This window comes from Microbulbifer mangrovi (assembly GCF_002009015.1).
In the GTDB taxonomy this organism is placed as follows: Bacteria; Pseudomonadota; Gammaproteobacteria; order Pseudomonadales; family Cellvibrionaceae; genus Microbulbifer; species Microbulbifer mangrovi.
In genome coordinates this window covers 14,502-35,747 of sequence record NZ_LZDE01000329.1, presented here as the reverse complement: position 1 = coordinate 35,747, position 21,246 = coordinate 14,502, and the positions used below count along the sequence as shown (strand labels likewise).

At 57.2% G+C, this 21,246-nt stretch carries 17 protein-coding genes; 10 read left to right on the top strand and 7 right to left on the bottom strand.

Translation table 11 applies throughout. The annotated features are described in order from the left end of the window. The first annotated feature begins 87 nt into the window (after positions 1 to 87). From B4U49_RS13410 to B4U49_RS13400, 3 genes are read left to right on the top strand one after another with little or no spacing between them, the layout of a single operon-like run. Positions 88 to 804, top strand: coding sequence for an ABC transporter ATP-binding protein (locus B4U49_RS13410; protein ID WP_078085113.1), 717 nt, complete (start codon positions 88 to 90; stop codon positions 802 to 804). Positions 805 to 811: 7 nt separating this feature from the next. Continuing rightward, positions 812 to 3,187, top strand: coding sequence for an ABC transporter permease (locus B4U49_RS13405; RefSeq protein ID WP_204903042.1), 2,376 nt, complete (start codon positions 812 to 814; stop codon positions 3,185 to 3,187). A 27-nt stretch (positions 3,188 to 3,214) separates the two neighbouring features. Then, positions 3,215 to 4,426, top strand: a complete 1,212-nt coding sequence (locus B4U49_RS13400; protein ID WP_158078623.1) for an efflux RND transporter periplasmic adaptor subunit — start codon at positions 3,215 to 3,217, stop codon at positions 4,424 to 4,426. A 46-nt stretch (positions 4,427 to 4,472) separates the two neighbouring features. Here the strand turns inward: B4U49_RS13400 and B4U49_RS13395 are convergent, their stop codons facing one another. The 3 genes from B4U49_RS13395 to B4U49_RS13385 form a co-directional block, all read right to left on the bottom strand. Beyond that, complete coding sequence (locus B4U49_RS13395; protein WP_078085111.1) at positions 4,473 to 5,210, bottom strand: hypothetical protein; 738 nt, start codon at positions 5,208 to 5,210, stop codon at positions 4,473 to 4,475. A 142-nt stretch (positions 5,211 to 5,352) separates the two neighbouring features. After that, entirely contained in the window at positions 5,353 to 5,865 is a 513-nt protein-coding gene (locus B4U49_RS13390; RefSeq protein WP_078085110.1) for an acyl-CoA thioesterase, read from the bottom strand. 51 nt (positions 5,866 to 5,916) lie between these two features. Next, positions 5,917 to 6,987: a DNA-binding protein gene (locus tag B4U49_RS13385; RefSeq protein WP_078085109.1), complete on the bottom strand. Its 1,071-nt coding sequence runs from the start codon at positions 6,985 to 6,987 to the stop codon at positions 5,917 to 5,919. Positions 6,988 to 7,237: 250 nt separating this feature from the next. On the opposite strand from B4U49_RS13385, the gene B4U49_RS13380 reads away from it, so the two are divergent. Beyond that, a complete protein-coding gene (locus B4U49_RS13380) occupies positions 7,238 to 8,275 on the top strand; it encodes a site-specific integrase (protein ID WP_078085108.1) in 1,038 nt (345 codons plus the stop codon). Between the two features lie 208 nt (positions 8,276 to 8,483). Beyond that, positions 8,484 to 9,347 carry a mechanosensitive ion channel family protein gene (locus B4U49_RS13375; protein WP_078085107.1) on the top strand — a complete coding sequence of 288 codons (864 nt, stop codon included), beginning with the start codon at positions 8,484 to 8,486 and terminating at the stop codon, positions 9,345 to 9,347. 22 nt (positions 9,348 to 9,369) lie between these two features. Here the strand turns inward: B4U49_RS13375 and B4U49_RS13370 are convergent, their stop codons facing one another. Beyond that, a complete protein-coding gene (locus B4U49_RS13370) occupies positions 9,370 to 9,573 on the bottom strand; it encodes a zf-HC2 domain-containing protein (RefSeq protein ID WP_239692626.1) in 204 nt (67 codons plus the stop codon). After that, complete coding sequence (locus B4U49_RS13365; RefSeq protein WP_078085105.1) at positions 9,573 to 10,268, bottom strand: RNA polymerase factor sigma-70; 696 nt, start codon at positions 10,266 to 10,268, stop codon at positions 9,573 to 9,575. Before B4U49_RS13365 ends, B4U49_RS13370 begins: the two co-directional genes overlap by 1 nt. A 348-nt stretch (positions 10,269 to 10,616) precedes the next feature. On the opposite strand from B4U49_RS13365, the gene modA reads away from it, so the two are divergent. Genes modA through modC form a run of 3 tightly spaced genes read left to right on the top strand, consistent with a single transcriptional unit; the run spans position 10,617 to position 13,216 of the window. Beyond that, positions 10,617 to 11,399, top strand: coding sequence for a molybdate ABC transporter substrate-binding protein (modA, locus tag B4U49_RS13360; protein ID WP_239692623.1), 783 nt, complete (start codon positions 10,617 to 10,619; stop codon positions 11,397 to 11,399). Continuing rightward, positions 11,389 to 12,081, top strand: a complete 693-nt coding sequence (gene modB, locus B4U49_RS13355) for a molybdate ABC transporter permease subunit (RefSeq protein WP_078085104.1) — start codon at positions 11,389 to 11,391, stop codon at positions 12,079 to 12,081. Before modA ends, modB begins: the two co-directional genes overlap by 11 nt. Then, on the top strand, positions 12,071 to 13,216 hold the full coding sequence (gene modC, locus B4U49_RS13350) for a molybdenum ABC transporter ATP-binding protein (protein WP_078085103.1): 1,146 nt from the start codon (positions 12,071 to 12,073) through the stop codon (positions 13,214 to 13,216). Before modB ends, modC begins: the two co-directional genes overlap by 11 nt. Before the next feature lie 65 nt (positions 13,217 to 13,281). On the opposite strand, the gene B4U49_RS13345 is transcribed toward modC, so the two are convergent. Further along, positions 13,282 to 16,464 carry an efflux RND transporter permease subunit gene (locus B4U49_RS13345; protein ID WP_078085102.1) on the bottom strand — a complete coding sequence of 1,061 codons (3,183 nt, stop codon included), beginning with the start codon at positions 16,462 to 16,464 and terminating at the stop codon, positions 13,282 to 13,284. A gap of 5 nt (positions 16,465 to 16,469) precedes the next feature. Then, positions 16,470 to 17,708, bottom strand: a complete 1,239-nt coding sequence (locus tag B4U49_RS13340; protein ID WP_078085101.1) for an efflux RND transporter periplasmic adaptor subunit — start codon at positions 17,706 to 17,708, stop codon at positions 16,470 to 16,472. A 334-nt stretch (positions 17,709 to 18,042) separates the two neighbouring features. Between B4U49_RS13340 and B4U49_RS13335 the strand changes: the two genes are divergently transcribed. Both B4U49_RS13335 and B4U49_RS13330 read left to right on the top strand, forming a co-directional pair. Next, a complete protein-coding gene (locus B4U49_RS13335; RefSeq protein ID WP_078085100.1) occupies positions 18,043 to 18,699 on the top strand; it encodes a TetR family transcriptional regulator in 657 nt (218 codons plus the stop codon). Positions 18,700 to 19,069: 370 nt separating this feature from the next. Continuing rightward, entirely contained in the window at positions 19,070 to 21,172 is a 2,103-nt protein-coding gene (locus B4U49_RS13330; protein WP_078085099.1) for a carboxy terminal-processing peptidase, read from the top strand. Positions 21,173 to 21,246 lie beyond the last annotated feature (74 nt).

The window sequence follows — 21,246 nt, the reverse complement described above, 5'->3', positions numbered from 1 at the left end:
AGAATGACGGGCCGCCAATCAACAGTGAATAACCAGCTTGATAGAAACGGACAACTGAACGGGAGCGTCTGAAACGCGCTGCATAACATGGAACCAGAGAATCTGCCGGCGATCCGCGCCGAAGGTCTGACAAAAACATACGGCAGCGGGGAATCAACCGTACATGCACTGCGCGGGGTGAGCCTCTCAGTGCCACGAGGGGAAATGGTTGTACTACTTGGTCCGTCCGGTAGCGGAAAATCCACCCTGCTCAATATTCTTGGCGGCCTGGACTCCCCCACATCCGGCCGGGTCTTTTTCGACCACGATGAGCTAACTGCATTCGATGATCGGCACCTGACGCAGTTTCGTCGAGAGTTTGTCGGTTTCGTGTTTCAGTTTTACAACCTGATACCGAGCCTCACGGCACGGGAAAATGTGGCGCTGGTAACCGAGATTGCACGAAACCCGATGACACCGGAACAGGCACTGGAGCTTGTCGGTCTGGGCAAGCGCATGGATCACTTTCCCGCGCAGCTCTCTGGCGGCGAGCAGCAGCGTGTTGCCATCGCCCGCGCGATTGCCAAGCAGCCGCGGGTACTCTTGTGTGATGAGCCGACCGGCGCGCTGGATAGTAAAACCGGCATAGTGGTATTGGAGGCCATTGCCCGGGTAAACCGCGAACTGGGCACCACGACCATGGTAATCACCCACAATGCGGCCATTGCAAGGATGGCAGACCGTATCCTGAGCATGGCGGACGGCGAGATACAACGCACTGAGACCAATCCGGCTCCATGTGCGCCGGCAGAGCTCAGCTGGTAGCGGCGCCGTGATCGAATTCCTGGCTCCCCTGGACCGCAAGCTCGCACGCGATCTCTGGGCCATCAAAGGTCAGGCTCTGGCCATTGCCGTCGTGATCGGCTGTGGTGTCGGCATGTACCTGATGTCCAAAGGCATGCTGGCATCACTGGCAGATACGCGCGCAGCCTATTACGAACGCTACCGTTTCGCAGACGTCTGGGTACCGGTCAAGCGCGCCCCCAGCGCCCAGCTTGCCCACATCACCGAATTGCCCGGCGTACGCCGTGCGGAGACCCGTATCCGTGCAGGCGTCATTCTCGATGTTGAAGGCGCCTCAGCGCCGATCACCGGAGAGATACAGTCTCTCCCATTCATCCGTGGCCCGCACATCAATGACTTCGTTCTGCGCCGAGGTCGTTATCCGGACCCGGTGCGGGAGGAAGAAGTACTCGCCCTGGAAGCCTTTGCCGATGCACACAACCTGGCACCGGGGGACCATCTATACGCGATTCTCAATGGCACCAAAAAAAAACTCACGATCAGTGGCATAGCACTGTCTCCGGAATATGTATATGCGATTTCTCCCGGAGAGATCGTCCCGGACAAGAAGCGATTTGGTGTGCTCTGGATGAACCGCGATGCCCTGGCCAATGCTTTTGACCTGGACGGTGCCTTCAATGAAGTCGTGTTACTCACGTCTACCGGGGATAACCAGGAGCCTTTGCTGGAACAGCTCGACCGCTTGCTAAAACGCTATGGTGCAACCGGCGCTTATGGCCGAGACCAGCAGATATCCGACCAGTTTCTCACCAACGAGATACAGGAACTGGAAACACTGGGCCGTCTGTTACCCCCTATTTTCTTGCTGGTGGCGGCATTTCTGTTGAATGTCGTCATTGGACGACTGGTCGATACGGAGCGGGAGCAGATCGGTTTACTCAAGGCGTTTGGATACAGTAACAGCGCGGTTGCACTGCATTACCTGAAGATGATCGGCGTGATTACCTTTCTCGGCATTGTGGTTGGGGTAGCGCTGGGGTTGTGGCTCGGGCACGGCCTGGCACGTTTGTATATGGACTACTTCAAGTTTCCATTCCTGCTTTTTCGCGCTCCGCCTGAAGTCTACCTTGTGGGTATCGGCTTCTGTTTGCTTGTATCCGCAGCAGGTACGTTTACTGCTGTACGTAAAGTGGTGCGCCTGGATCCGGCAGTGGCGATGGTACCGCCGCCCCCGCCCGACTACAGCCGTTCCGGACGCTGGCTAGAGATGCTGACACGTTGGATCGACCAGCCGTCCCGCATGATCCTGCGACACCTGTACCGATGGCCAAAGCGCGCAGCGATGAGCTGTATTGGCATCGCTATGTCCATGGGCCTGCTAATTGGAGCAAGCTTTTCCATGGACGCGGTTATGGTGATGGTGGATATCAGTTTTAACGTGATTGATCGCCAGGATGTGACGGTGAATTTCGTCGAACCACGTAATATACGCGCGGTACAAGACGTGCTGCACGCACCGGGCGCCATGACAGCAGAACCCTTTCGCGCTATCCCGGTGGTGTTACGCAATGGCCCCCGAACCCGTCGCGAAGCAGTCATTGGACTTGCACCACAGCCAGAGCTGAGCCGTGTGGTCGATACCGATCTGAATCCGGTCGTCCTGCCCGATTACGGGATTGTATTGTCGGACAAACTCGCAGAGCTCTTGGCAATCGAAACCGGCGATACCCTGCGAATGGAAGTGCGCACTGGGCGTCGCCCTGAAGTCGATGTGGTGGTGAGCGGCATCGTGAAAACCTATATGGGCACCGCTGCCTTTATGGATCTTGCTGAAATGAACCGGATGTTGCGAGATGACATGGTCATCTCCGGTACCTACCTGCTTATCGATCCCGAACAAGCCGATGCATTCTATCGTGCGCTAAAAAACACACCTGTTGTTGCGGGGGTCAGTTTACAGGAGCAGGCTCAAAATGCGTTCTACGATACGCTGCAGGACAGCCTCGGTACGTTTGTATTTTTCAACACCCTGTTCGCTGGGTTGATCGCAATAGGTGTGGTGTACAACAGTGCCCGCATCTCGCTTTCCGAGCGCGGCCGTGAGCTCGCCAGCCTGCGGGTGCTCGGGCTTACCCGCGGTGAGGTATCCTACATACTACTTGGGGAATTGGCCGTGCTGACCCTGCTGGCATTGCCGCTCGGCGCCCTGCTCGGGTATCTGCTTGCGTGGACGCTGGTGCAATCGTTTGACACGGAGCTGTTCCGAATCCCGCTGATCATCAATCCCTCGACCTATGGGCATGCCGCGCTGGTCGTCCTGTTTTCCGCGGCGGCTTCGGGCTTGCTGGTACATCGCCGCATACAACGACTCGACCTGATCGCCGTACTGAAGACCAGGGAGTGAGCCAGGGACATGGGACTCCGGAGCACTATGGGCCACAAACTGTTCAAACGCATGCTAGGTCTCGCGATTCTGCTCGGGCTCGGGGCATTTTTTATCTATGCGTTCTCCCCCAAGCCGGTCCCCGTCGATATGACCGAGGTTACTCGCGGTCCCATGCAGGTGGCGGTCACCGATGAGGGCTATACCCGGGTGCACGATGTATTCGTGGTTTCCGCACCGGTCACTGGCTACCTGCTCCGCATACAAAGTGAAGTGGGCGATGTGGTAAAAACAGGGTCCACGCCTCTCGCGGAACTACTGCCCACCCACCCGCAGTTTCTGGATGAACGCGGGCGCCGTCAGGCACAAGCCGCTATTCGTAGCGCCGAGGCGGCGCTCAAGCTTTCCAGCGCAGAGCGTCGCGATGCAGAAGCACAGCTTAATTTTGCCCGGGCCGACGCCAATCGAGCGCGCAAGCTCGCCACAAAGGGGCACATTTCCAAGGTTGAGGTCGAGCGCATCGAGCTGGCACTGGATAGCGCCGAAGCCGCACTCGATACCGCCCGCGCTGCAGAGCGGGTAAGTCAGGGAGAGCTTGAGAATGCACGCGCGGCATTGATCGAACCTCATCCGGGTAAACCGGCTTTGAACAGGGAGAAAATCGTCGAGGTCACCGCGCCGGTTTCCGGTCGTGTACTCAGGTTGCTACAAGAAAGCGAACGGGTCGTACCCGTCGGCACCCCTCTGCTGGAAATCGGCAATCCGGGAGAGCTGGAGATAGTTATCGACCTGCTATCTCGCGACGCAGTCCGGGTACAGCCGAACGCCCCGGTGAATATCACCAACTGGGGTGGCGAACAGCCGCTGCATGGCCGTGTGCGACTCATAGAGCCTTACGGCTTTACCAAAATCTCCGCCTTGGGTATCGAAGAGCAACGGGTCAATGTCATCGTGGACTTTATCGATCCCAGAGAAGTCTGGTCGCGACTCGGCCATGGTTATCGGGTGGATGCTGCAATCGAAACGTGGCGTGCGCAGGACGTAGTCCAAGTACCCACCGGCGCCCTGTTCCGCCACCAGAAATCCTGGGCGCTGTTTCGGGTCATTGGAGGGCACGCAGTGCGCACAGAAATTGATATTGGCCACAACAATGGGCAAGTGGCTGAAGTGCTGTCCGGGGTTGAGCCGGGAGAGATTGTCGTGCTTCACCCCAGTGAGCGGATCGCCGACGGTATCGAGGTTGTACAGCGGGAACAGTAGCGTGGCTTGAATCCGCTGGATTTTAACCGTGTGATTTGTTGTGCGGTCATGTGCGAGAGGCTAAGTGCCCGAAGCTTGACTCATCAGGCTCACCAGTAACGGCAACCGGTTGCGCCAGTTTTCGTGCGAGCTCGAGTTGATACTCCGATGCGGGCGTCACTGGCAGCTGCTGTAATACCTGTGCGCCGCGATAAGAGTCACTGCCAATAAGAAAATAGTGATCATGCCTATCACACACTTCGGTCATGACCAGATCTCCGGGTGGGGCCATTTCGTCTCCTGATTCCGACCCCACAGAGTTACAAACACAGTCGCTTTTCGCGGGCGGGCAATTAACTGAAACGGAGAAGAAATCATGGCTCCGGTGCGCTGCACGTCCGTCCCAATGTCCCATGGCTTCCGCAACGGTACCTGACTCAGTGATCGCATGCAGCTCGCAGCTGCGTATCCCGATAATCGCCAGCGGTTGTGGATCTTCGATAATTTTTGTGATCGGATGACGCCCGGCCCCATCATGGGTTTGGGCCACCCTTCGCCAGGGAAATTGCAATGACCTGATCCACGCCCTGAGACCAGCGGCACGGCCGAAATAGGCATTCCTGGAAGAGTGAGGCCGCAAATCCGGACGATCAGCAATGCCTGCATAGAGGTCGGAACAGGACCCGATTTCTCCACAGCTGACTGCATTTTTCCGCGCTACCGGACCCAGTAGCCGGTACCCCTCGGCGCGAATCGTACGAATAAGTATCTCGAGGTCATTCGCCTGTAGCACAAAGACTTGCATGGTCTGGGCTCCCCACCCGGTCAATCACCGTGAGTTAGTGAATGTGCTCTGCCAAGATCATCAGCAGCGCTATTATTGTCGGAGATTGTAGGAACTCGTAGAGGATTTGAGAGGAGAACGATGACATTTCCCCAATCAGCGTTTATTCGCTGACCTCAAACTGGAACCCGCGTACTTTTTCCTTGATGGCCTCGTGGGCCGCCTCCTGTTCATGCAGTAACTTGCGGCGCAACATCGCCGCCTCAAAACGTTGTTTCTCTACCAGAGTTTGCGGCTTGAATGGCGGTACCTTTACGGGTTTACCATCGTCATCCAGTGCCACCATGGTCAAATAGCAACTGTTTGTATGCCGGACCACACGGGTGCGGATGTCTTCGGTCACCACTTTAATTCCCACCTCAAGGGAGGTGTTGCCGGTGTAATTCACCGAAGCGAGAAAAGTAACCAGCTCGCCGACATTGATTGCCTGCCGGAACATGACCCGATCTACAGAAAGCGTCACGACATACCGGCCGGCATAGCGACTGGCGCAGGCGTAGGCCACTTTATCCAGGTATGACAGTAACTCACCCCCGTGAACCTTACCGGTAAAGTTCGCCATATCCGGTGTCATCAGTACGCTCATACTGAGCTGGTGATCGCGAGGCTTTTCCATAACTGCTTTCCCGTTAATACTGTGGAATGGAATCTTTGGTTCGAACCGAGCCTATTCTGCGTTGGCCCCCTCAAGGGATTGTTGCAGTTGTGCGAATTTCCCCTGAAGAATGGCCTTATCCTGTAATACCTGTCGATTCTCCGCCTCTACCGCAGCAAGCTTTTCCCTCACTTTGTGCACTTCCCGCTCATACCGGTCAAAGACATTGCTGCGTAACTCAATTTCTTTTACATAGGCTTCATTACGCGCGCGCTCTGCGGCGAGCTCTCGTTTTAGCCCTTCTGTTTCTCGCTCCCCGATATCCATTTGTGCGCGCAACTCGTCAAGCAGCTGATCCTGCTTTTTCCGCACAGCGTCAATTTCAGACTCCCGCCGCATCCACTGTGCCCGCTCCGATTCCAGTCCCAGTTTCTGCGCCTGCAGCGCTTCGACATTGGCCTGGCTATCCTCTAGCCTGGCGACAGCAGTGCTCAACTGCTCATTGGTCTCCGCAAGCTGATGTCGGAGCTGGTCGCTGGTTAATCGAAACTGGTCCCTTTCGAGCTGACGATCATCCGCAATTTGCTGCTGAAAGTGCTCGAAATGCTGGCGAACATCGCGATTTTCTTGCTTCAGCTCCCCGATAGTGTCCTGAAGCTCAGTAATTCGCGTATCCCCCTGCTCCCGCAGGAACTCACTTTTTGCCAGTGCAGCTTGCCTCTCCTCAGCATTTTTCTTCAGTTGCTGACAGTCACTAGTGGACCCCTGCAACTTTTGCTCCAACTTTTCCAACTCTGTGTTTCTACTGGCCAATTGGGTCCGCAGGGCTGCTAGCTCTTCCCCGAGGGCAGTGGTCGCCGCGTTACAGGACTCGTTGATCTGCTGGATCTTCGTTTCGGCTTCCTGATGTACCCGCTGGTGCAATGCCTTCACCGCATCCAGGAGATCAACCGGCAACCCGTGGTTGTGCGCAATGCCCTCCCCGGTTTCCTGTCGCCAGCGCTTTAACAGCGGGGCGATTGTGCTCTTGCTGCCGGTACCCAGCTCGTTCCGCACTCGGTCCACCGTCGGCTCTTCTGCTCTCTGTCGAATTGCTTCCGCTGCGTTTACCACATCGATGTAACCCACACCTGCGCGCGCCATGCCGCCCCCTCGTGACTGTTTTGAAAGCGAGAATTTAATACCGTATTACATGGTACGTAATATTACATACTTTTTACTCCAAAATCCTATCTTGAGAAAAAGTTTCTAACCCACGATAATCAAACTTATCGTGAGCTAGAAACACATCAATGCTCCTTGTACGCATACAGCCCGGTACAGCTACCGGGCTCGAAGGTGCATTGGGACCACAAACCGGTCTGGGCAAATCGGCAATTCAAGAGAAAGCGACATGGATGACCTGGAAGTAGACGCACTCGAATCCGAACTCCCCAATACCCCGCAACGGGAAACTGACCGCTGCCAGGAACTCGCCCTGTCGGCCGAGCTCTCCCCCACGTCCTTTCGAAGCACATTGCAGACGTATCTGCATGCAGCCACATCGGATAGCACACGCACCGCCTACCGCTCCGCAATCCGTCAATTCGAGAAATGGGGTGGACGACTGCCCACGGATAGCCAGGTACTGGTGCGCTACCTCATCAACCGCAGTGAGGCGGTAAACCCGCGCACCCTGGAGCTGCACCTCACCGCGATCGGTCAATGGCACCTGTATCAGGGGATGACTAACCCGGCTGCGGACCCGGTGGTGCGCAAGACGATAAACGGCATACGTCGGCTTCGCGGCCGCCCCAAACAGAAAGCCAAGGCACTGCGCCCCGAGCATATTGCCGCGATGGCGCAGACGATTCGCGCCCTGCCGGACTCGAAGAAATCTCGCCGCGACCTGGCACTGGTGTTAATCGGGTACTTCGGTGCATTTCGTCGCAGTGAACTGGTGGCGATTCAGGTAGAAGATCTGCATTGGGAAGATGAGGGCGTGATCGTGCGCATTCCCCGCTCCAAGACCGACCAACAGGGACAGGGCATGAGTCGCGCACTGCCCTTCGGACCCGACAGCGTATGCCCGGCGACCGCACTCCGAGGATGGCTCGACTGCACCGGTACTAAAGAAGGGCCAGTTTTCCGGAGCATCAACCGGTGGGATCAGGTGCAGACCACCCAGCTCGGTGCAGGATCTGTAAACACCCTGCTGAAGAAGCTCGGTACCGACTGCGACTTCGACTTTGTGGACACACTCAGCAGCCACAGCTTCCGCCGCGGCATGTCTACTTCAGCAGCGCGGGAGAAAGTGGAATTTGAGCTCATCAAGAAACAGGGAGGTTGGAAAAGTGACGCCACAGTACGGGAATATATCGATGAGGGCCGCCGGTTTACCGACAATGCCACGCATATCTTGATGCAGAAAATGGCAGCTCTACTGGACTAGGAACCGATATCAGTCCCACGCCATCAACGGATCCGCAAAATGAACGAATCCCGGTTGCGGCAATTTCATCGACTCGGATACACTCCCGCCAAGTTTTGCCCGGGCTTCGGCCCGGTACACCATAATCTCAATAGACCCCAGCGCCCGCGAACCCGCCTCTGGCCGCGGAGACAGTCGCCCTTCCCTGCACAGCACTACTGAGCCCTCGATGAATACTGAAGTCTTGCGTCAACTCCTCGAAAACAAACTGGCCTGGAGCCTGCTATTGATCGCGGCAGTATTGCTGTTTCGCTACCTGCTGGTGACGCTGTTTCGGCGCTCCAGCTGGCAGCGACAGGATATCCGCCGCCGGGTGCATATGGTGCACAACTTCGCCAACCTGGTAATGGTCATCGGCTTATTCGCTATCTGGGTGTCGGAGCTCCGTGACTTTGCGCTGTCTATCGCTGCGTTTTCCGTGGCGATCGTGATTGCTTTGCGGGATGTGGTTGCGTGCCTGGTGGGAGGCATTTACCAGGCGAGCATGCGCTCTTTTACCATCGGCGACTGGGTACGTATTGGCGACCAGTTCGGCGAGGTTATCGACAACAACTGGCTCAGCACCACACTCCTGGAAATCGACCCCCACGGGCTGGGCAACGGCTATACCGGCACCACCCTGTACGTGCCCAACAATGTGTTTTTCACACAGCCGGTAAAAAACCTGAACTTTATGCGGCGCTATATCGAGCACACGTTTTCGATCGTGCGTGAGAGCAAGGGCAAGAACCCGTTCGACATCAAGCCGTTTATTACCGAACGGGTATTGGAGCACTGTGAGTCGTTCAAGGAAGTGGCGGAGCGCTACTGCAAACTGATCGAGAGTCGTATGGGTGTGGACCTGGCAGGCACCGAACCCAAGATCAAGATCAGCACCAGTGAGCTGGGCCACGATGTGCTCACCATTACCCTGTTCTGTCCACGGGAGGACGCGACGGAGATTGAGCAGAAGGTTACCGAGGATTACTACCGCTTCTGGTATGGGGACTCTGAACGCTGTCAGGAATCAGCGGTAGCGCCCAGTGCCGGGTAAGCCGGCCGGGAAACCCTTGCGCCTACTTTGTTTCACTGTCCTCTGACGATGGGGACTCGCCTTTTGCATAGCCCCTGGAAATCGCACGCAGTGAGTCCATCTGTCCGGCAAAGTTCCTGCACCCCTTGCACAGCATAAGGTGAAGCCGCAGGCTGAATTTTTCACCGCGATTGAGCGGGCGCTCCTGCCGCTGTGACAGGAGCTGGGTGGCCTGTTTACACTCCATCACGGGCGCTCTCCTTCTCTTGTTACTTTGTTATTGCCGGATTCCTCGTTATTTGTGGGGGTATTAAACCAGCTGTTTTCCAGGCACTCCCTTAATCGCAGCCTTGCGCGATACAGCAATACGTGGAGATTGCTGGTGGAAAGGCCGAGCTGATCGCAGATTTCGGGGGATTCCAATTCGATGAATTCCCGCATCATAAATACCCGCGCCTGCTTCTCGGGAAGCCCATTCAGGCATGCGTCAAACACCCGCCAGAAATGCTCGCTCTGTACACCACCCTGGGGGCCACTCCAGCTCGTGGGCCGCTCCGCACGATGCCAGTGCCCATTGGCCTTGAATAAGCCATCGATAAATACCTGATCCTGACGCTCTGTGTCACCCAGCTCGCTGGTGGCGATCACCCGCTGCCGGTAGCGCAAAATATCCGCAATCTTGTATTTGAGAATGGAGAAGACCCAGGTGCGCAGCGCGGATTGACGAGCGAATGAGCCTGCATTCTTGAGCGCACCAGCCAGTGCCTCTTGCACGGCATCCTCCGCCTGGTGTTCGTCGCGCAGCTGAAGCCGGGCAAAGCGGATCATCTGGCTGCGCAATGCCTCGAGAAACCGTGGGTCGGAAAGCGATTCGGCATTCCCCGCAGCCCCCCTGGCTGAGGAGTTTGCGGGCTTTTCGGGTGCGGTATTGTTGTGGGACATCTGTGGTGGCTCAAGCAATACGCGCCGCTATGGGCAGCGAATATGGTGGCAGCATTAAGGATAGGTCGGTGAGTACGCCGGATTCTTACACTCGGTTTTTCACGCCCCGTTTTAAGGTCATCCGGAGCATTAAAACCCAGGCCATTTCCTACTGTAAACCGTCCCCCGGATTTATGGCGCGGCCTTGTAAATACGGCCCGGAGGCGCACAGAGGTTGCGCTATTCCGACGTATCGCCAACCATATAGCGAATACCGGGTGGTGCGATACCCGATTGTGGTCAATTGGTACACAGATGCATATGCGATTCCACGGCCTTCGCCAGTACCTGCTTGGGTACGGACACAGCTTGAAAACCAGAGGGGTGGCGCTGCTCACAAGCCTCACAGCGGCGCTGGCTGCGACAACAGTTGTTGCAGATGAGGTGACCATTGCGGTGGCCTCTAACTTCACCGCCCCTATGCAGGCAATCGCCGCCCGTTACGAGGCAAGCAGCAATCACAAGATAAGGCTGGCCTTTGGCTCTTCAGGGAAGATCTACGCGCAAATCCGTCATGGCGCCCCATTCGATGCATTTTTCTCCGCTGACAAGGAGAAGCCGGCACACTTGATTAACCAGGGTCTGGCAGAGAAAGACTCGCGAATCACCTACGCGGAGGGGAAGCTGGTGTTGTGGTCCACACACAGCGATCTGGTGGACGACAGCGGCGCAATTCTGAAAACCACGCGATTCAACATACTCGCCCTCGCGAATCCGAAACTCGCGCCCTATGGAGCGGCGGCACAGCAAGTGCTGCAAAACATCCGCCTGGATGCGGACACCCGGTCCCGCTGGGTACAGGGCGAGAATATCTCCCAGACGTATCAATTCGTGGCCAGTGGCAATGCCGATCTGGGATTCGTCGCGCTGTCCCAGGTAATGCGCGATGGTGAAATCGTGGAGGGCTCAGCCTGGATTGTTCCGCAGTCCCTGTACTCACCGATCCAGCAGGATGCCGTCATACTTAAACGCGCAGCCGATAAGCCTGCGCTCGCGGAATTCTGGGCATTTATCCAGGGCCCGGAAGCGCGTGCGATCATGGCCGCTTACGGTTACTCAGCGGCTCAGGGGAAACACAGCCATGCTGAGTGAAGCCGACATCGGCGCCATCTGGTTAACTTTCCGGCTCGCTACCACCGTGACCATTCTGTTGCTGATTCTGGGTACGCCTCTGGCACTGTGGCTGGCCAAGACCCGTTCGATCATCAAGGGACCGGTCAGCGCCCTGGTGGCGTTGCCACTGGTACTCCCCCCCACGGTACTGGGCTTTTATCTACTGGTATTTATGGGCCCTAGCGGTCCCATGGGAAAGTTTACCGAGGCGTTGGGGCTCGGCACCTTGCCGTTTACCTTCTGGGGACTTGTTTTCGCGTCACTCCTGTACTCGCTGCCGTTTGTGGTGCAGCCCATTCAAAACGCCATAGAGGCACAAGGTGAGCGCCATGCAGAAGTGGCGGCCACACTGCGTGCTAGCCCGTGGGACACCTTCTGGCATGTGACTCTGCCCCTGGCCAAGCCAGGAATTCTAACCGCGGCAGTACTGGGGTTTGCACACACCGTCGGGGAATTTGGTGTTGTACTGATGATCGGCGGAAATATTCCCGGTGAGACCCGGGTGGTTTCTGTGCAGATTTACGACCATGTGGAAGCACTGGAATATACCCAGGCGCACTGGCTGTCGGCAGCGATGATCGGCTTTTCGTTTGCCGTATTACTCCTGCTCTACCTACTGCAACACCGCAAGTCATCGCGGGGACTGCGCTATGGAATATAAGCCGACATCCGGGCACGGCATTCAAGGACATTTCTATTTGCCGCGAAGTGGCGGTCACGCGCCTTTCGCCCTGGACGTGCAGCTGGATATACCCGGCCGCGGGGTAACCGGAATCTTTGGTCCATCGGGTTGTGGCAAAACCACCCTGCTTCGCTGTATTGCCGGTCTGCAACCCTGCGAGAACGGCAGTCTCGCGGTAAATGGTGAAACCTGGCAATCCTCGGGGAATAAACGGAATTCATTGCCTGTGCACCGTCGGCCGCTGGGGTTTGTTTTTCAGCAGCCGAGCCTGTTCCCACACCTGAGCGCGGGCGAAAACCTGGAGTTTGCACGCAAGCGCGCCCGGCAAAAGGTATCGGACGATGAGTACCGGGAAATCACAGAGTTGATGGGTATTACCCGACTGCTATCCCAGCAACCGGAAGCACTATCCGGCGGCGAACAGCAAAGAGTGGCCATTGCCCGCGCACTATTGATCAAACCGCGCCTGCTGTTAATGGATGAGCCCCTGGCCTCACTCGACCAGATGCGCAAACGGGAGATTCTTCCCTACCTCGAAAAACTGCACCGCTCCCTTGAAATTCCAATCCTGTACGTAAGCCACTCCGTAGAGGAAGTTGCGCGGCTTGCAGATCACCTGCTGTTGATGGATGAAGGAAAGATCGTCAATGAGGGGCCTGCAACCGCACTGCTCTCCCGCGCGGATTTTCCTGTACAGCTGGGAGACGATCTGGGCGTGCTGCTTGAGGCGCAAATTGCACAGCAAGATAGTCAGTGGAGTCTGCTCAGCGCGAGCTTTGACGGTGGCAGCCTGTGGTTGCGGGATACCGGAGAACAAGTCGGGGATTCGATTCGCGTGCGGGTTCTCGCGCGCGACATCAGTCTGACGCGGGAGGAGGATATGCAATCCAGCATCCTGAACCGATTGCCAGTACAGGTTGAGGAGATCTGTCCGGATCGCGATCCCGCCATGATGCTGATCCGATTAAAGCCACAATCTGCATCTGCAGCAGCCAGCGATGCCAATGTCTCGCGCCTGATCGCACGCATCACGCGCCGCTCCGTACATCAGTTATCGCTCGAAATCGGGACCACCCTCTGGGCACAGATCAAATCCGTGGCCATCGTCCGTTAACCAGACAAAAAAAGGCCGGGCTGCTTGCGCTAGGCCCGGCCAAGGTTTACAGACTGGTCGACTGATTACGCGGGGTCTGTAGTCGTTTCCCGCTTCTCCTGAACCTCTTTTTCAAGGGCCAGCGAATCGGTAAAGCGGCTTTCTGTGTCGATTGCCTTGCGGCCACCAAACAGCTTTTGCACCACCACGAAGAACAGTGGAATAAAGAAAATACCCAGCAGCGTACCGACGATCATGCCACCCAGTACACCGGTGCCGATCGCCTGCTGTGCACCGGAACCGGCACCGGAGGCGAGTGCCAGCGGCAACACACCCAGACCAAAGGCCAGCGAGGTCATGATGATTGGACGCAGGCGGTCGCGCACCGCGTGCATGGTCGCATCAATCAGCTCCATACCCGCCTCCAGATTCTGCTTGGCGAACTCCACGATCAGGATCGCGTTTTTACTGGTCAAGCCCACGGTGGTCAGCATCGCCACCTGGAAGTAGATATCCCGGTCGAAGCCACGCAGGTAGCTTGCAAGTACGGCACCGAGAATACCCAGCGGCGCTACCAGCAGTACGGCGGTCGGCACGGTCCAGCTTTCGTACAGTGCGGCGAGGCACAGGAACACGATCAGAATCGACAGCCCATACAGCAGCGTGGTCTGCGAACCCGCCTGCTGCTCCTGGTAAGAAAGCGCGGTCCACTCAAGGCCAAACCCTTCAGGCAACTGACTCACCAAACGCTCCATTTCCGCCATCGCTTCACCAGAACTCACGCCTACAGCGCCCTGCCCCTGGATCTGCAATGCGGGCACACCGTTGTAGCGCTCGAGCCGCGGTGAACCGTACTCCCAGTCAAAGCTGGCAAAAGAAGACACGGGCACCATCTCGCCGTTGTTGTTGCGTACAGACCACAGGCGGAAGTCCTCGGGGTTCATCCGGAACGGTGCATCAGCCTGCATGTAAACGCGCTTGATACGACCGCGGTCGATAAAGTCATCGATGTACTGGCCGCCCCAGGCAACACCCAGGGTGCTGTTGATATCACCAATTGAAACACCCAAGGAAGATGCCTTGGCGTTGTTCACTTTCAAGCGGAATTGCGGCGTATCCTCCTGGCCGTTGGGGCGCACGCCGGTCAACAGCGGGCTCTGCGCCGCCATACCGAGCAACTGGTTGCGCGCCGCGATCAGGGCCTCGTGCCCCTGGTTGGCATTGTCCTTCAGGTACATCGCAAAGCCAGCAGAGGTGCCCAGCTCCGGCAATGCCGGCGGCGAAAACGCGTAAGCGATCGCGTCCTTGATCTGGCTCAGGGCACCCATGCCGCGCATCGCTACCGACTGAGCCTGCTCCGAATCTTCCTCGCGCTCGTCCCAGTCTTTCAGCTTGATAAAGGCCATGGCATTGTTCTGGCCACTACCGGCAAAGCTGAAACCCTGCACCGAGAATACGGATTCCACCAGATCGCTCTCGTTGTTCAGGAAGTGGTCTTCCACCTTGCCCACGGATTCCATGGTGCGCTCCTGGGTCGCACCCACGGGCGTCTGGATCAGGGAGAACAGTACACCCTGATCCTCTTCCGGCAGGAAGGAGCTCGGGGAGCGCATAAACAGGAATACCATTACCCCGGCCAACAGCACGAAGATCATCATAAAGCGGCCGCTGCGAGCGAGAATGCCGCGCACACCGCGCTGATAAGATGACGCACCGCGATCGAAGGTGCGGTTAAACCAGCCAAAGAACCCTTTGTTGGTCGCGTGTGAGCCCGGCTTGAGCATGGTCGCGCACAGTGCCGGGGTCAGTACGATCGCGACCAGCACGGAGAACGCCATAGCGGCAACGATGGTGGCCGAGAACTGTCGGTAAATAACCCCGGTGGAGCCGTCCATAAACGCCATGGGTACGAATACCGCAGAAAGCACTACCCCGATACCCACAAGGGCGCCGGTAATCTGTTTCATGGACTTTTTGGTGGCTTCCTTGGGCGACAGATTTTCTTCGTGCATTACCCGCTCGACGTTCTCCACCACGACAATGGCATCGTCCACCAGCAGGCCGATCGCCAGCACCATGGCGAACATGGTCAGCATGTTGACGGAGAAGCCCATCAGCGAGAGCACGCCGAAGGTACCCAGCAATACAACCGGCACGGCAATCGTCGGAATGATGGTTGCCCGCAAATTCTGCAGGAACAGCAACATCACCAGGAATACCAGTACAACCGCTTCGGTCAGGGTATGCATCACACCTTCGATCGACACTTTCACAAACGGCGTGGTGTCGAACGGAATCACGGTTTTCAGGCCCGCCGGGAAGTTGGGCTTCAGTTCCTCGAGCTTCGCCTTGACCGCCTCTGCAGTATCCAGCGCATTCGCACCCGTAGCCAGAGACACAGCGATGCCCGTTGCCGGGGCACGGTTATAGCGGGTGATGTTGCCGTAGCTTTCCGCACCCAGTTCCACACGCGCCACGTCACCCAGCCTGAGCAGAGAACCGTCGGTATTCGCACGGATCACCACATTGCGGAACTCTTCCGGGGTCTGCATACGACTCTGGGCGGTAATGCTCGCAGTCAGCTGCTGCCCCTGAACCGCCGGGGTTCCACCGAGACTGCCGATGGCAACCTGCTGGTTCTGGTTGCGCACCGCGGCCATGATGTCAGTGGGGGCGAGCTTGTAGGCATCGAGCTTGTTCGGATCCAGCCAGATACGCATGGCGTACTTAGAGCCAAACACCTGAATACTGCCGACACCGGGTACACGGCTCAGCGGATCAACCACATTGGATACGACAAAGTCCGCAATGTCGGCCTTTTCCATACTGCCATCGGATGAGACGAAACCGGCCACCAGCAGGAAGCCGCTGCGGCCCTTGCCGACGGTGATTCCCTGGCGCTGCACCTCTTCCGGCAGTAACGGCATGGCCAATTGCAGCTTGTTCTGCACCTGAACCTGGGCAATATCCGGGTCAGTGCCGTTTTCGAACGTCAGCGTGATACCCACGGTACCAATGGACTCACTGGTAGCAGACATATAGATCAGACCATCGAGGCCTTTCATATTCTGCTCGATTACCTGAGTGACCGTATCCTCAATCACCTTCGCCGATGCGCCGGGATAAGCCGCCGAAATCGAAACCACGGGTGGCGCAATATCCGGGTAGCGCTCTACGGGCAACTTGGTGATCGCAAGGCTGCCGAACAGCATGACCACGATCGCCATCACCCATGCGAAAATCGGGCGATCAATAAAGAAACCTGCCATCGCTATTACCCCTTGCGCGCTTTGCCGGTTTGTTCTGGGCTCCCGGAAGAGTCGGACGGTGAAGCCGCCGCTTCTGCGGTGCTATTGCCCGGTGCCGGCAAATCCACCGGCGCCGGCGCAGCCGCCTCACCGGGATTTACCACGACGCCGGGACGGATCTTCTGCAGGCCTTCGACGATCACGCGATCACCGGCCTGCAGGCCGCTTTCCACCAGCCAGTTGCTGCCGACGGTCTGGGAAACCCTGACCGGACGCGCCTCAACGGTATTTCCCTCACCCACCACCATGGCGGAAGTGTTGCCTTTAGGGTCGCGGGCGATCCCCTGCTGCGGCACCAGAACCGCATTCTGGCGCTGGCCACTTCCTACCGATGCACGCACGTACATGCCAGGCAAAAGGAGATGGTCCGGATTGGGAACAACCACGCGCAGGCGAACACTTCCGGTGGTCGGATCCACACTCACTTCAGAGAATTCGAGTTTTCCAGCGTGGGGGTACTGGCTGCCGTCTTCGAGCAGAATGGTCACGGGCAGGTTCTGCGCGCTCTGCATACTGCCCGAGGCCACTGCCTGACGCAGGGACAGCAGTTCGCTGACCGACTGGGTCAGGTCTACATAAATCGGGTCCAGTTGCTGCACTGTGGCGAGCGCTGCGGACTGATTGGCGGTCACCAACGCACCCTGAGTTACCGAAGAGATACCGATCCGACCGCTGATCGGCGCACTGATACGGGCAAACTCCAGCATCACCTTGCTGCGCTGCAGCGCAGCCCTGGCGGCCGCCACGTCGGCTTTCGCCTGTTGCAGTGAGGCAATTGCGGTGTCGTTGTCCTGTTTGCTCACTGCTCCGGTCTTTACCAGGTCTTTGGTGCGGCCCGCATTCAGGCTTGCGATGTTCAACGCCGCCTGCGCGCGCTCAAGAGAAGCCTTGGCGCTGTCGTAGTCCGCTTGATAGCGCGCGTCATCCAGCTGATACAGCGCCTCGCCGGCTTCCACCATGCCGCCCTCATTGAACAGCTGCGCTTTCACCAGGCCATCAACCTGCGGACGCACTTCTGCCACCTTGTAGGGATTAGTACGCCCTGGCAGTTCGCGTGTGAGCGTGACGGGCTCACTGGTGAGCGTAACGACGGTGACCTGCGGCGTATGTCCCTGCATGGCCTGCTGCTTTTCGCCGCAAGCGGACAACAATACCGCTGCCAGCAGCAGACTGCCGGAGATCAACGACTTCTTCTTGTGCAACATGGAAACCTCGTTATTGCGTCCATACCGGCATCGAACTGCTGACGCCCGGTTGGCTGAATTCAAAAACAAAAGGCATCGCAGCCGGCAATTCCCCGGCATCACGATGCGTGACAAACGTGACGGGCTGACTGACCCGGTCAAAAACAAGACAAATTCACCAGACTAACGTGACTTATCTGGCCTAATGCATGCAATTTAAATACATGCATGAATGAATATCAACTATTTATTCACGCATGACTATGAATTAAACTGCGTCTTATAACGTGCCGTTTGGTACATAGATTTTGTTGCCGGTCAACGGCACGCATGAGAGTTACCCAGGAGCCGATTCATGGCGAAACGCAGAAAAGAAGATGCACTGGAGACCCGCGAACGCATACTCGACGCGGCTATCGACGTTTTCGACCGCCGCGGTGTTTCTCGTCCTTCGCTTACCGAAGTAGCCGAGCTGGCAGGTGTGACCCGAGGGGCGGTATATGGTCACTTCCAGAACAAGGCCGACCTGTTCAGCGCCCTCGCCGACCGCATCCAGCTGCCCGATGAATCCCTCTGTCAGGCGCCAATGGAAGGCTGCAAAGACCCTCTCGGTGAGCTGACCAACCGCTGGCTGTATATGTACCGGGAAGTGATGCTCAATGAGCAGTGGCGGAGAATCTTCTCCATCATTCTTTTGCGCTGTGAGTGGGTTGCGGAAAATGGCGAGATCCACCAGCGCTGCTCCGAAGGGCACGAAGAAGGAACCCGGCGCCTGCGAAGCCTCGTGACCACCGCAGTGGCGGTAGGCCAGCTACCAGAAGACCTCGACATTGAAATGGCGGTGCCGATTCTTCACGCTGGCGTGCTGGGCCTGCTGCAGGACTGGCTGATGAACCCGGATGCGTACAACCTGCTCGCGGTCGGTGAAAAGCAGATACCTGCGATGCTCGAGATGCTTAAATCTTCGCAACACCTGCGCAAAACCACGACGCCGGCTACGTTCAATATCTAAGGGGCATTCACCTCACAGCCAAGATACCGATATGGCTCCGAATAATCGTGCAGCTCGTCGCAGATGCGGTTCAATCCGGCGAATCCGCCCATCCGCGCCGTCGAATGTGCGATATTTGAACAGAGTGAACCGGGTCCAGCCGAAAATTTGTGCAACTTCCTGCCCGGAAACACTTGATGGCGGGAAAAGCTTTCTCCAAGCTGTCTCAGTTAAGGCACCTTTCGCCTCGATGAGGAAGCAATTCATGCCTTTCGGAGCTTTCAGCCTTTATACTTGTCCTAAGCTATAAGTCGCCACTGCTCCGGAAGACCGCTTCCGGCCCTACTTAGCAGTGGGGCGCCTTGAAGTAGGACGTATAAAGAGACTCCTTATGCTTAGCAATCGAATAGCCGCACTGATTTCCGGCCTTTCCTTTTCCTTCCTGGTTCTGACCTCGCCCGTTTCACTGGCAGAAGTCGAAGATCTCAAACCGCACGAAGATCAGGGTGGCACCGCCCGCGAGATCGTCAGCAAACTCGAAATGCTGCACTACAACAAGCTCAAGGTGGGTGACGAGATGTCCACCGGACTGTGGGATGAATACATCGACAGCCTGGATCCTACCAAAAGCTATTTCCTGTCTTCGGACATCAGCGAGTTCCGCCAATGGCGCACTAAGCTGGACGACGACCTCAAGGCCGGAAATGTCGATCGCGGGTTTGAAATCTACAACCGCTATCGCTTGCGCGTATCCGACCGCCTGAACAATATCGTGTCCCAGCTGGACAACGGCCTGCCGAACTTCGATTTCACCAAGGACGAGTCGCTAGAGCTGGACCGCGAGAAAAGCGACTGGCCCCAGTCCATCGGTGCGGCCGACGACCTCTGGCGTAAACGCCTCAAGTCCAGCGTGCTCAATCTGCGCCTGACCGGTAAGACCGACGAGGAGATCGCCGACTTACTGAAGCGCCGTTACAAGGGGCAGCTCAAACGTCTCGGCCAGCAGAATTCGGACGATGTATTCGAGCTCTACATGAATTCCCTCACCCGCCTGTACGATCCGCACAGCAACTACCTGTCACCGCGCTCGCTGGAAAACTTCAACATGAGCATGTCGCTCTCGCTGGAGGGCATTGGCGCCGTGTTGCAGATGGAAGACGAATACACCAAGGTTGCGCGCCTGGTTGCCGGCGGTCCGGCAGATCGCACCGGCAAGATCAAGCCGAACGACAAGATCGTAGCCGTGGGCCAGGACCAGGACGGTGAAATGGTGGATGTCGTAGGCTGGCGCCTCGACGACGTGGTTGACCTGATCCGCGGCTCAGCCGGCACCTTTGTGCGCCTCGAAACCATTCCCACCGGCAGCGACGGCACCCATCGGACGATCACCATCAAGCGCAGCAAAGTGAAGCTCGAAGACCAGGCAGCCAAAAAAGCCATTTTTGAGTTCTCTGATGGCGAACAGAATTACAAGGTGGGGGTGATCAACCTGCCCACCTTCTACATCGACTTCGAGGCCTACCGTCGTCGCGATCCGAACTACAAGAGCACCACCCGCGATGTAGCCCGCCTGTTGGACGAGCTGCAGAAAGAAGGCGTGGACGGCATTATCCTCGACCTGCGCAACAACGGCGGCGGCTCCCTCCAAGAAGCCACCATGCTCACTGACCTGTTTATCGACCAGGGCCCGGTAGTGCAGATCCGCCATGCCAACGAGCAGATTTCCCGTCACAACCGCTCGCGCTCACGCGCCATGTACCGCGGTCCACTGATGGTCCTGATCAATCGCCTGTCCGCATCGGCATCGGAGATTTTTGCCGGCGCCATCCAGGACTACAATCGCGGTCTGGTCGTGGGCAACCAGTCTTTCGGTAAAGGCACCGTGCAGACCATGGCGCCCCTGAAAGAGGGTCAGCTCAAGATTACCCAGTCGAAGTTCTATCGGGTATCCGGTGACAGCACCCAGCATGCGGGCGTATCCCCGGATATCAGCATGCCGCAGCTGATCGACAGCGAAAGCGTGGGTGAGAGCGCGTACGATACTGCCCTGCCGTGGGATCGCATCCACGCTGTGCGTCACGCCAAGTACTTCAACCTGAAGGAAATGGTTCCAGACCTGACCCGCAAGCACGACAAGCGCACTCAGGTCGATCCCGACTTCGTGTTCCTGCGTGCACAGTTCGACTACCAGACCGAACGGGCAAACCGCAAAAGTGTTTCCCTTAACGAGGAAGCGCGCATCCAGGAGCGGGAGGAGATGAACCAGGAGTTGCTCACCATGGAAAACAAGCGTCGTGCAGCGAAAGGGCTCGAGCCCTACGAGAGCTTCGAAGCCATGGAGAAAAGCGAATCCGAAGACACCGAGCCGGTAGGCGGCCCGGTTGAGATCACTCTGGAAGATGATCCGGTATTGAATGAAGCGGGCTACATCATGGCGGACTTTATCGGCCTAAAAAAGCACGCTAGCTCGCCGCAAGTTGCCAATTTCGACTGAGAGATTGCGCTGAGTAAATAGACAACCTGGCCGGATTACATGCCGGCCCACAATTGATTGCACACCTGGCCCGG